Origin of the sequence: Mesorhizobium sp. M1329 (genome assembly GCF_040318035.1) — a bacterium.
Taxonomy (GTDB): Bacteria; Pseudomonadota; Alphaproteobacteria; order Rhizobiales; family Rhizobiaceae; genus Mesorhizobium.
This window is the reverse complement of sequence record NZ_JAMYLN010000002.1, coordinates 227,704-238,903: the sequence shown is the minus strand read 5'-3', so window position 1 is coordinate 238,903 and position 11,200 is coordinate 227,704. Positions and strand designations below refer to the sequence as shown.

The following is an 11,200-nucleotide window of genomic DNA, read 5'->3' as shown; positions in this document are numbered from 1 at the left end:
CCGACATGACCAAGACAATCCGCCTGACGATGGCGCAGGCGCTGACCCGCTTTCTTGCCAGGCAGATGACCGAGGTGGACGGGAAGAAAGTGCCGATCTTCGGCGGCGTCTGGGCGATCTTCGGCCACGGCAATGTTGCCGGCGTCGGCGAGGCGCTCTACCAGGTTCGCGACGAGCTGCCGACCTTCCGTGCCCATAACGAGCAGGCAATGGCACATGCGGCGATCGCCTACGCCAAGGCCAATTTCCGCCGCCGCTTCATGGCGGCGACAAGTTCGATCGGCCCCGGCGCGCTCAACATGGTGACCGCTGCCGCACTTGCGCATGTAAACAGGTTGCCTGTCCTGTTTCTCCCCGGCGACGTCTTCGCCAATCGCATTCCCGATCCCGTCCTGCAGCAGGCCGAGGATTTTTCCGACGGCACGGCGACCGTCAATGACTGCCTTCGGCCGGTGTCGCGCTATTTCGACCGTATCACCCGGCCGGAGCAGATCATGCCGGCGCTCAACCGCGCCATGCAGGTGCTGACCGACCCCGCCGAATGCGGCCCGGTGACGCTGGCGCTGTGCCAGGACGTGCAGGCCGAGGCTTATGACTACCCCGACAGTTTCTTTGCCGAGCGGCTCTGGACCCAGCGCCGGCTGCGGCCGGACCGCCAAGAGCTAGCAGCTGCAGTGGCGGCGCTGACGAGCGCGAAGAAGCCATTGGTGATTGCCGGCGGTGGCGTACTCTATTCGCAGGCGTCCGAGGAACTGGCAAAGCTGGTGCAAGGCGCCGGCATTCCGATTTGTGAGACGCAAGGCGGCAAATCCTCGCTTCCGGACGATCATCCCTTGAACATGGGCGCGGTCGGCGTCACCGGCACTTCGGCGGCCAACAGGCTGGCCGAAGAGGCCGACGTCGTGCTTGCCGTCGGCACCAGACTGCAGGATTTCACCACCGGCTCCTGGGCGCTGTTCAAGCATGCCGGCAGGACCATCATCGGGCTCAACGTGCAACCTTTTGACGCCGGAAAGCACCAGGCGCTGCCGCTGGTCGCCGATGCGGCGGAAGGGCTCGCCGAATTGGCTGCCGCGCTGAAAGGCTGGAAGGCCCCATCAGGCTGGACCGACAATGCGATCACGGGCAAGGAGGACTGGCAAGCGGATGCCGGCAAGGTGACGGCGTCGACCAATGCCGCCTATCCGTCCGACGCGCAGGTGATCGGCGCAGTACAGCGTGCCATGGGCACCGGCGTGGTACTGCTCCATGCCGCCGGCGGCTTGCCCGGCGAATTGCACAAGCTATGGCAGGCGGGTGCGCCCGGCTCCTATCACGCCGAATACGGCTTCTCGACCATGGGCTATGAAATCGCCGGCGGGCTTGGCGTCAAAATGGCCAAGCCGGACGAAGAGGTCGTGGTGATGATCGGCGACGGCTCCTACCTGATGCTCAATTCCGAGATCGCGACGTCGGTGATGCTCGGCCTCAAGCTGACCATCGTGCTGCTCGACAACCGCGGCTATGGCTGCATCAACCGGCTGCAGATGGCGACCGGCGGCGCCAACTTCAACAATCTGCTGAAGGACGCTCGTCACGAGACCTTGCCCGAGATCGACTTCGCCGCGCATGCTGCGAGCATGGGTGCGATTGCCGAAAAAGTGCAGTCGATCGCCGGGCTCGAAACGGCGCTGGCGCAAGCGAAGAAGAATACGCGAACGACCGTGCTGGTCATCGACACCGACCCGCTGGTTTCGACCGAGGCCGGTGGAAGCTGGTGGGATGTCGCAGTGCCGGAAGTCTCGGCACGGCCGCAAGTGAATGCGGCGCGCAAGAAATATGAGGAAGCGCTGAGCGGGCGGCGATTTTAGCGCCCGCCAACGCCTCGAATGTCAGAAATCGGAGTGACGACTTGAAAGCCAAACTGGGCATGTCCCCTATTGCATGGTGGAACGACGATCTTGCGGAACTCAGCGATGATGTGTCGCTGGAGGAGTGCTTGCGCCAATCGCGTTCGGCTGGTTTCACCGGCATGGAAATGGGCCGCCGCTTTCCCAACGATCCGAAAATCATGCTGCCGATCCTCAGGCAGGCCGACGTGACGCTTTGCGGTGGCTGGTTTTCGGGAACGCTGGTCGACGAAGACATGTCGAAAAACAAGGATCGTATCCAGCCGATGATCGATCTGTTCAAGGCGGTGAATGCGCCTTGCATCGTCTATGGTGAAGTCGGCCGCTCCATCCAGGGCGACCGCTCCAAACCACTCGCCACCAAGCCGAGGCTTTCGGACGAGGAGATGAAAGCCTACGCGAAGCGGCTCACGCAGTTCGGCGAATGGTGTGCCGAGCAAGGCATGCCACTCTCCTATCACCATCATATGGCGGCGGTGGTCGAGACCGAGCCAGAGCTCGACGCCTTCATGCGCTATTCGGGAGAAGGCATTCCATTGCTGCTCGACGCGGGTCACCTGGCCTTTGCCGGCGGCGATGTGCTGCGCGCTATTGATAACCATCACCGGCGCATCAACCACGTGCATGTGAAAGACGTGCGCATGGAGGTGATCGATAAGCTGGATCGTAGCAGGCAATCCTTCCTCGATGCGGTGGCGCTTGGTGCCTTCACCGTGCCGGGAGATGGCTCGCTGGACTTTGGTGCCATCGTCCAGAGGCTCGCCGACCATGGCTATGAAGGCTGGTTCGTGGTCGAGGCCGAGCAGGATCCGAAGAAGAACCCGCCGCTCAAGATGGCGCAGGTCGGCTACAAGGAATTGATGCGGGTGATGACGGCAGCCGGCTACACGGTGGAGACACAAGGCTTTCCCAATGCTTGAGGGTCCGCGAGGAAAGGTGGTGATCCGATGCCGCGGGTGATCCGATGAAAGACTCCGAGCACCCGTTTTTCCGGCCGCTGTGGCGGCGCGTTGCCGTTGTCGCGGTCTGCCTGGTCTGGTCGGTGATCGAATTCGCTACCGGCACGCCGTTCTGGGGCGTGATCGCGCTCGGCTTCGCCGGCTATGCCGTCTGGCAATTCTTCTATCTCTACAAGCCGGCTGACGAGGACAAGCCATCGGCAGACGCCAAACCGAAGGAATGACCATGTCGAAGCTGCTGATCAAAGCCAATAAGGGCAACGGCCGCATCGCCCATGTGACGCCGCAAAACGCCGGCTGGAGCTATGTCGGCTTCGATCTGCATCGGCTGAGGCCCGGCGAGAGCGCTTCCGGGCAAACCGCGGATCGTGAGGTTTGCCTGGTGTTCGTCACCGGCAAGGGTAAGGCCAAGGCCGGCGGCAAAGAACTCGGCCTACTCGGCGAACGCATGTCGCCCTTCGAAGGCAAGCCGTGGTCGGTCTATGTGCCGCAGGGGTCGGAGTGGTCGGTGAGCGCCGATACCGATCTCGAACTTGCCGTCTGTTCGGCGCCAGGACTGGGCGGCGGTCTGCCGGTCCGTGTCATCGGGCCCGACGATCTCGGCCAGGAGGTTCGCGGCAAAGGCACCAACACGCGCTACGTCACCAACATCCTGCCGGAAGGCAAGCCGGCCGATTCCTTGCTGGTGGTCGAGGTCATCACACCCGGCGGCCACACATCGAGCTATCCGCCGCACAAGCACGACCAGGACAATCTGCCGGCTGAATCCTATCTCGAGGAGACCTATTACCACCGTCTCAACCCGTCACAGGGCTTTGCTTTCCAGCGCGTCTACACCGATGCCGACGAGAACGGTGCTCGTTCGCTCGACGAGGCGATGGCGATCGAGGACGGCGACGTCGTGCTGGTCCCCAGGGGTTATCACCCCTGCGCAGCCTGCCACGGCTATGATCTCTATTATCTCAACGTCATGGCCGGACCGAAGCGGACGTGGAAATTCCACAACGCGCCCGAGCACGAATGGCTGATGAAAGCCTGACAGGTTTTTCGCCTCACCTTCATCCGCTGGTCCAAGGCGAAAAAATCGTCGGCTAATGACCCGCCTGGACAACTTTGTTATCAGGAGCGATCACCAGCTTCGTCATTTCGTCATGCAAATCGCCTATGGCAGCGGGGCTGACGAGGACTTTCGATGCGCTACGCTATCTATTTCACCCCCCGACAGGACGAACCGCTGGCACGGATCGCCGCCAACTGGCTCGGCCGCGACCCATTCGGTGCCGCCACAAAGCCGGTCGAGGCTGCGGGCGAACTGTCGGCTGCAGAAGTTGCCTTCCATACCGCCTCGGCGCGCCGCTATGGCTTTCATGCGACGCTGAAGGCGCCCTTTCGACTGGCCCCCAACGAGACCGAAGCGTCGCTTCGCGCGACACTCGACGATTTTGCCGAGGCGACGCCGGTGGTGACCATCCCGCGCCTGATCGTCAGCCAGATCGACGGCTTCTTCGCGCTGGTGCCGGAAGCACCGCTGCCGGCGCTCAACCGCTTCGCCGATGATGTGGTGCGCGACTTCGACCGCTTTCGCGCGCCGTTGACGGAAGCCGAGATCGAACGGCGCAGCCCCGATTCGCTGAAGCCCGACGAGTTCCGCAATCTCTGCCAGTGGGGCTACCCCTATGTCTTCGAGACGTTTCGCTTCCATATGACGCTGTCCGGCCGGGTCTCGTCACAGGAAAGCCCTCGTCTTCGCCTAGCAATCGACAGCCTGTTTGCGGGCGTGCTGCAACGGCCGGTGCCGGTGGACGCGCTGACGCTGTTTGTGGAAACTGAACCGGGTGCGCCGTTCATGGTGCTGTCGCATCATGCGCTCGGGCGCCGCCCGGCCAGAAGAACTGCCTGACCAGAAGAACTGCCTAAATGACTATTTGCTTCAACCGCATTGTGCGACGCCGATTCATTTTCAGTTGGTTGCAAAATGCTCCGAGGACTGCCTGAAATGACCGCCGAGACCGTTCTTCACAATGCCCGCATCGTACTGGCCGACCAGATCATCGAAGGGTCGATCGTGCTGCGCGATGGCGTGATCGCCGACATCGCCCCCGGCGCTGGCCGCAGCGGCGAGGACATGGGCGGCGACTTCATCATCCCCGGCTTGGTCGAGCTCCACACCGACCATCTCGAAGGCCATTACGCGCCGCGTCCGAAAGTGCGCTGGAACCCGATCGCAGCTGTGCTCGCCCATGACGCGCAGGTGGCGACCGCCGGCATCACCACCGTGCTCGACGCCTTGCGTGTCGGCATGGACGAGGATGCCGACCTGACGGCCGCCGACATACGCAAGCTGGCCGACGCGATCGAAGACAGCGTGCAGCAGGACCGGCTCAGGGCCGACCATTTCCTCCATCTGCGCTGCGAGGTCTCGGCGCCGGACTGCCTCACGGCCTTCGCCAATTTCGACGGCGACGAGCGGGTCAGGCTGGCGTCGCTGATGGACCATGCGCCCGGACAGCGCCAGTTCGTCAATTTGGAAACCTACGCCTATTACTACCAGCGCAAGCTGAAGCTGACCGATCGCGATTTCCAGAAATTCTGCGAAAAGCGGATGGCGGAATCGGCGAGGAACTCAAGCCCGAACCGCAGCTTCATCGCCGCTGCCTGCCAGGAGCGCGGCATCGTGCTCGCCAGCCATGACGACGCAACCGTCGGCCATGTCGATGAAGCGATCGAGCAAGGTGTGCGCGTCGCCGAGTTCCCGACCACCGAGGAGGCGGCACGGGCTTCAAAGGAGGCAGGGCTCGGCGTATTGATGGGCGCGCCGAATGTCATGCGCGGCGCCTCGCATTCGGGCAATGTCTCGGCCCGCACGCTGGCCGGCAACGGCCTGCTCGACATCCTGTCGTCGGACTACATTCCGTTCAGCCTGGTCCAGTCGGCCTTCTTCCTCGGCGACGTGGTCGAGGGCATTTCCTTGCCTCAGGCGGTGGCGATGGTCTCGAAGAACCCGGCCGAGGCGGTCGGCCTCACCGATCGCGGCGTCATCGAGCCCGGCCGGCGCGCCGATCTGGTTCGCGTGCGCGTCGACGACCATGTTCCGGTTGTCCGCACGGTCTGGCGGCAGGGACGCCGGGTCGCGTGATGGTGTCGGCATCGGTCGAACGTGAATTGGCCGCCGCGGGATTTCCGATCCGCGACGGCGTCTTCGTCGCCGTCGTCGGGCCGAGCGGTGCCGGCAAGGACACGGTGATCGGCTATGCGCGCGCCGTGTTTGCCGACGAGAGCCGGCTGGAGTTCGTGCGCCGGGTGATCACCCGGCCGAGCGATGCGGCCACTGAGGATCACGATACGCTCGCCGACGCGGCCTTCGTCGAGGCCGAAGCGGATGGCGCCTTCGCGATTTCCTGGGAGGCGCATGGCCTGCGCTATGGTATCCCGGCCGAAGTCGACTGGTCGGTCGCCCACGGCCGTGTCGCGATTGCCAACGTCTCGCGCGCGATCATCCCGGCGCTGCGGGAGCGCTACGCCAATCTGGCTGTCGTCGAGATCACGGCTACACCGGAGATCCTGGCCGAGCGGCTGGCATTGCGCGGTCGCGAGTCGCGCGGCGAAGTGCTGGCACGGCTGGCGCGCAATGCCAATTTGGCGCTATCCGGACCGGGTGTCACCTCAATCGACAATAGCGGTCCTCGTGAAGCCGCCGGCGAGCGCTTCGGCGAGGTGCTGCGCAAGGCCATGGCCTTCTCCGATATGTCGGGCCTTATCTAAAGCGCGCCCACCCCGATGCAATCGGGATGGGCCTAACCGATATCTTTTTGGAAACCGGTTATCCACTTTTCGGGATTATGGCCTCATGCGGCGTGCCGGTCCCGACCAGCGTGATGAGTATCTGTGCCAGTGGTTGTCGAAGGCTTCGCGGGCGCATCCGCTGGTGTATCCAGAACTGCAACGTGATGGCGATACACCATTTCCCAGCCCTTCCAGCCGGTAAACAGCAGTATGCAGACCACTATGAACGACAACAGCACACCCCATGGGCGGACCGCGGCCTCGGCGCCTTGCGCATAGCGAAGATAGAAATTGATCAGTGCCACGACGACCGCGGTCAGATTGCCCAGCATGTGGTACCAGGCGTCCGACAAGGCGCGAATGCGCGGCTCGTTGAGGAAGTCGATAAAACCGGCTGTCGCGGCGAGAAGGGCCATTACGATGGCTGCCCCGATCAGCCACATCGATGCCCGTGCCCAGAAGGCATCGGCAGTTCCCCAGAAAACCAGGTCGGTGACAAAGGCGCCGACAAGAAACGCGACAGGAAAAGGTATCAGCATCGGGTGGAGGGGGTGAGTTCCTACCTTTGCGGTACTTACTGGATTCGTGGGCATGGGACGCCTCCGCGTAGCAAAGCTTAAATAAACGCTCAAATACGGGTTTCGTTCCAAATAGAGATTAACCTGAACTGCTGTCGCGAAGCTCAGGCTGACCTTTTCATGCCTGCCAATGGCAGTCGGCGTATTTCATCCAGCTATTTTTGCGTCATTCCGCGGCAGCACCCGCCACGCCCTTGCGGGTAGCTTCCAGCATCCGCCGCCGCGCCCTGAACACGCCCCATTGCTGGTCGACCAGCACGCCGATGAGGATCACCCCGCCCATGACGGCGAAGTTGAGCGAGGACGGGATGCCGAGCAGGTTGACGAGGTTCTGCAGCTCCTGCAGCAGCACCGTGCCGAGGAGGACGCCGATCAGCGAGCCTTCGCCGCCACGCAGCGAGAAGCCGCCGAGCACCGCTGCCGCGATGGCGTAGAGCTCGTAGAACTGGCCGTGGCTGGCCGGCGAGATCGAGCGTGTGTACATGGCGAAATAGATCGCCGACAGCGCCGTCAGCACGCCGCAGATGACATAGGCGGCCATGACGATGCGGCCGGTGCGGATGCCGGAATATTTCGCCGCTTCCTCGTTCTTGCCGATGGCGTAGAGATAGCGACCGAATACGGAGCGGTGCAGCACCACCCACATGACGATGGCAATGACGATCAGCGCGAAAAAGCTGTTCGGTACGCCCCACGACCGGCCGGCGGTCAGGAATTCCAGCTCCGGAAAGTTCTGGCCGAAGGCGAAACCGGCAGTGCCGTCGGCGGTGTAGAAGCGCGCCACGCCGCGATAGATCAGCAGGCCACATAGCGTGACGACGAAGGGCTGCAGTTTCAGCCGGGTGATCAACCAGCCATGCACCAGCCCAATGACGGCGCCAAGCGCGATGATCAGCACAAAGGCCAGTGGCCACTCCATCTCTCGCACGGCGATGAAATCGACGAACAGCGTCCCGAGCAGCGCAACCACCGAGCCGACCGACAATTCGATGCCGCCGGTGATGATGACGAAGGCTTGGCCGATCGACAGGATGCCGAACAGCCCGATCAGGTTCGAGGTGTTGGCGAGATTGATCGGCAGCAGGAAGCGCGGGTTGATGATCGCCACCACCGCGCCGACCACCAGGATCAGGATCAGCAGGCCGAGATCTTTCTTGCTCATCGTCTTCTCCCAATGCCTGCGAATTACTTCGGCTGCTTGCCGACCGCCAGCAACAGCACGTTTTCCTGGCTGAACCGGTCCTTGTCGAGAATGCCGGAGATCTGGCCCTCATGCATGACGGCGATGCGGTCGGAAACGCCGATCACCTCCTCCATGTCGCTGGAGATCATCAGCACGGCGACGCCGGCATCGGCCAGCGCCCGCATCAGCCCGTAGATTTCGGCCTTGGCGCCGATATCGATACCGCGCGTCGGTTCGTCGAGGATCATCACCTTCGGCTTCATCGCCAGCCATTTGGCCAGCACGACCTTTTGCTGGTTGCCGCCCGACAGCGTGCCGGTACGCGTCTGCACGGAGGGCGCCCTGATGCCGAGATCGGTCTTCTGCTTCTCGGCGGTGGCGGCCTCGGCACTGGCCGAGACCAGCGAGCGCCGCGAATGCGCCGGCAGATTGGGCAGCGAGATGTTCTGGGCGATCGACAGGTCGAGCAGGATGCCGGTCAGCTTGCGATCCTCGGGGACGAGGAAAATTCCGTTGGCCACTGCGTCGGCGGCCGAACCAAGAACCAGATCTCTTGCGTCAAGCTGGAACGAGCCGCCAAAGCTCCTGTCGATGCCGAACAGGACGCGCGCCAGCTCCGTCCGGCCGGAGCCGACGAGGCCGGCGAGGCCGAGGATCTCGCCATGCCTGACGTCGAGGTCGACCGGCCGGTCAGGATAGGCGGCGGTGCGAATGGCCTTTACCGACAGCGCGACAGAGCCCGGCGGGCGCGCCGATTCCGCGGCCTTCTCGCGCTCCTTCAGCATGCGGCCGATCATCAGCTTGACCATCTGGTCGTGATTGATGGCGCTCTTCGGCAAGGTTCCGGCGAGCATGCCGTCCCTGAGCACGACGACGCGGTCGGCGACGCGCTCGACCTCGTGAAGGCGGTGCGAGATGAAAATGACACTGATGCCGTCTGCCTTCAGCGCCTTGATGACACCAAGCAGCTTGTCGGTTTCGGCGATCGGAAGGCTCGAGGTCGGTTCGTCGAGGATAACCAGCCGTGCCTCGATCGACAGCGCCTTGGCGATCTCGACCATTTGCTGCTGCGCCAGCGACAGCGCCGACACCGGCGTATCGGCCGAGAAATTGGCGCCCACGCGTTTGAGCAGCGGCGCCGCCTGCGCTCGCAGCCTGGCGCGGTCGACCAGCTTGAGCGGCCCGGCGCGCAGCGGTTCGCGGCCGAAGAAGATGTTGGCGGCCACGTCGAGGTTTTCGAACAGGTTGAGTTCCTGGTGGACGAAAGCGATGCCCGAGCCGATGCTGGCCTCGACGGTCAGCCCGTCATGGGCGATGCCATCGACGGTGATGGTGCCGGTGTCCGGCCTGGTCACGCCCCCGAGGATCTTCATCAGCGTCGATTTACCGGCGCCGTTTTCGCCGACCAGGCCGATGACCTCGCCGGGCCTTACGTCGATCGAGAATCCGTCCAGCGCGACGACGCCGGGATAGGTCTTGCGCACACCGTCGAGGCTCAGGAACGGAGCGTCCGTAGATGCAACGATGGATGGGTCGGAATAATTCATCACGCCTGACAGCAGCCGGTGAGCCGTTTGGTCTCAGACTGACGGGCCTCGCGAAGCCCGTCAATAGAACGCCGGCTCAAGGCGAACCTTGAGCCGGCGTAACCTAATTCGCTCACTTTCCAGACATCGCCTTGAGGCTGGCGGCGTAGGCGTCGACATCGTCCTTGCCGATGATCTTGGTCGGGATGATGATCAGGCCATCGGCAGGAATGCCCGACTTGTCGCCCTCGAGATAGGCAGCCATCAGCTTCATGCCCTGATAGGCCCATTCGAAGGGTTGCTGCACGACGGTGGCGGCGACGGTGCCTTCCTTGACGCCGCCCAGCGTGATCGGATCGTCATCGAAACCGACGACGGTGATCTGGCCGAGCTTGCCGGCATCGCGCAGCGCTTCATAGATGCGCGGCGTGTTGTAGGAATAGAAGCCGACCATGCAGGTGACGTCGGGGCTGGCGACCAGCGCGTCCTCGACGTTCTTCTTGGCGCGAGCCTGATCGATGTCGTCGCCACGCACGTCGACCAATTCGATCTTGGTGCCCGCGAGGCCGTCCTTCATGCCCTGGATACGTTCCTTGGCATTGTCGGCACCGAGCAGGCCAACGAAGCCGAGGCACTTGCCACCGTCAGGCATTGCCTTCTTGGCGATCTCTGCCGCCTGCTTGCCGGCATCGACATTGGACGAGCCGATATAGGCGACACGCTTGGTCTGCGGTGCGTCGCTGTCGGTGGTGAACAACGCCGTTTGCGAGGCGATCTTGTTCAGTCCGTCGGTCGACGTCTTGGGATCGACGGCCGAGACCATGATCGCCTTCACGCCGGCCGTGACAAGATCGTCCATCAGGCGCTGCTGGATGGCGACCGAGGACTGCTCCGGATATTTGAGTTCCAGATTGTAATTGGGCAGTTCGGCTTGAGCCTTCTTGACGCCGGCTTCGGCCGCCTTCCAGAAATCGGAAGCGCCGTTGACGACGAAGGCCAGTGTCGGCTTGTCGTCGGCTCGCGCAATTGCGCTGGCGGACAAGCCGAGCAGCAGGGCCGCAGCGGCGACGGAAGCATTTCGTATTACAGATTTCATGTTCAACCTCCCATTTGACTCAGTGATTTTCGCTGATGATGAACGTGCCGACGCGGCTTGGACGCCCTCCTCCTCCTCAGGGTTCCGGCAGCGAGGAACGACGCCATTCCAGCCGCGATCATCGACTTTAGAGACTCATTCGCCGTTCGTAAATAGTCCGATTTGTCTGACATTTCCCCGGAACGG

At 63.0% G+C, this 11,200-nt stretch carries 11 protein-coding genes; 7 read left to right on the top strand and 4 right to left on the bottom strand.

Features of this window, described 5'->3' with window-relative positions:
• Positions 1–5: 5 nt before the first annotated feature.
• From iolD to phnN, 7 genes are all read left to right on the top strand, one after another.
• Positions 6–1,850: a 3D-(3,5/4)-trihydroxycyclohexane-1,2-dione acylhydrolase (decyclizing) gene (gene iolD, locus NKH21_RS03030; RefSeq protein ID WP_352862993.1), complete on the top strand. Its 1,845-nt coding sequence runs from the start codon at positions 6–8 to the stop codon at positions 1,848–1,850.
• Between the two features lie 41 nt (positions 1,851–1,891).
• Positions 1,892–2,809: a myo-inosose-2 dehydratase gene (iolE, locus tag NKH21_RS03025; protein WP_352862992.1), complete on the top strand. Its 918-nt coding sequence runs from the start codon at positions 1,892–1,894 to the stop codon at positions 2,807–2,809.
• 44 nt (positions 2,810–2,853) lie between these two features.
• The gene (locus NKH21_RS03020) at positions 2,854–3,072 is read left to right on the top strand and encodes a DUF3329 domain-containing protein (RefSeq protein WP_254815905.1); all 219 of its coding nucleotides are present in this window, start codon (positions 2,854–2,856) and stop codon (positions 3,070–3,072) included.
• A 2-nt stretch (positions 3,073–3,074) separates the two neighbouring features.
• The gene (gene iolB / locus NKH21_RS03015) at positions 3,075–3,887 is read left to right on the top strand and encodes a 5-deoxy-glucuronate isomerase (protein ID WP_352862991.1); all 813 of its coding nucleotides are present in this window, start codon (positions 3,075–3,077) and stop codon (positions 3,885–3,887) included.
• Between the two features lie 153 nt (positions 3,888–4,040).
• On the top strand, positions 4,041–4,748 hold the full coding sequence (locus NKH21_RS03010; protein ID WP_352862990.1) for a DUF1045 domain-containing protein: 708 nt from the start codon (positions 4,041–4,043) through the stop codon (positions 4,746–4,748).
• A 96-nt stretch (positions 4,749–4,844) separates the two neighbouring features.
• Positions 4,845–5,984, top strand: coding sequence for an alpha-D-ribose 1-methylphosphonate 5-triphosphate diphosphatase (locus NKH21_RS03005; RefSeq protein ID WP_352862989.1), 1,140 nt, complete (start codon positions 4,845–4,847; stop codon positions 5,982–5,984).
• Complete coding sequence (phnN, locus tag NKH21_RS03000; RefSeq protein ID WP_352862988.1) at positions 5,981–6,610, top strand: phosphonate metabolism protein/1,5-bisphosphokinase (PRPP-forming) PhnN; 630 nt, start codon at positions 5,981–5,983, stop codon at positions 6,608–6,610. Before NKH21_RS03005 ends, phnN begins: the two co-directional genes overlap by 4 nt.
• A gap of 83 nt (positions 6,611–6,693) precedes the next feature.
• Here phnN and NKH21_RS02995 read toward each other — a convergent pair whose 3' ends face one another.
• The 4 genes from NKH21_RS02995 to NKH21_RS02980 form a co-directional block, all read right to left on the bottom strand.
• Complete coding sequence (locus tag NKH21_RS02995) at positions 6,694–7,224, bottom strand: DUF2231 domain-containing protein (RefSeq protein WP_352862987.1); 531 nt, start codon at positions 7,222–7,224, stop codon at positions 6,694–6,696.
• A gap of 151 nt (positions 7,225–7,375) precedes the next feature.
• Complete coding sequence (locus NKH21_RS02990) at positions 7,376–8,371, bottom strand: ABC transporter permease (protein ID WP_352663553.1); 996 nt, start codon at positions 8,369–8,371, stop codon at positions 7,376–7,378.
• Positions 8,372–8,394: 23 nt separating this feature from the next.
• Positions 8,395–9,939: a sugar ABC transporter ATP-binding protein gene (locus NKH21_RS02985; protein WP_352663555.1), complete on the bottom strand. Its 1,545-nt coding sequence runs from the start codon at positions 9,937–9,939 to the stop codon at positions 8,395–8,397.
• A gap of 112 nt (positions 9,940–10,051) precedes the next feature.
• A complete protein-coding gene (locus NKH21_RS02980) occupies positions 10,052–11,014 on the bottom strand; it encodes a sugar-binding protein (RefSeq protein WP_352663557.1) in 963 nt (320 codons plus the stop codon).
• Between the last annotated feature and the right edge of the window lie 186 nt (positions 11,015–11,200).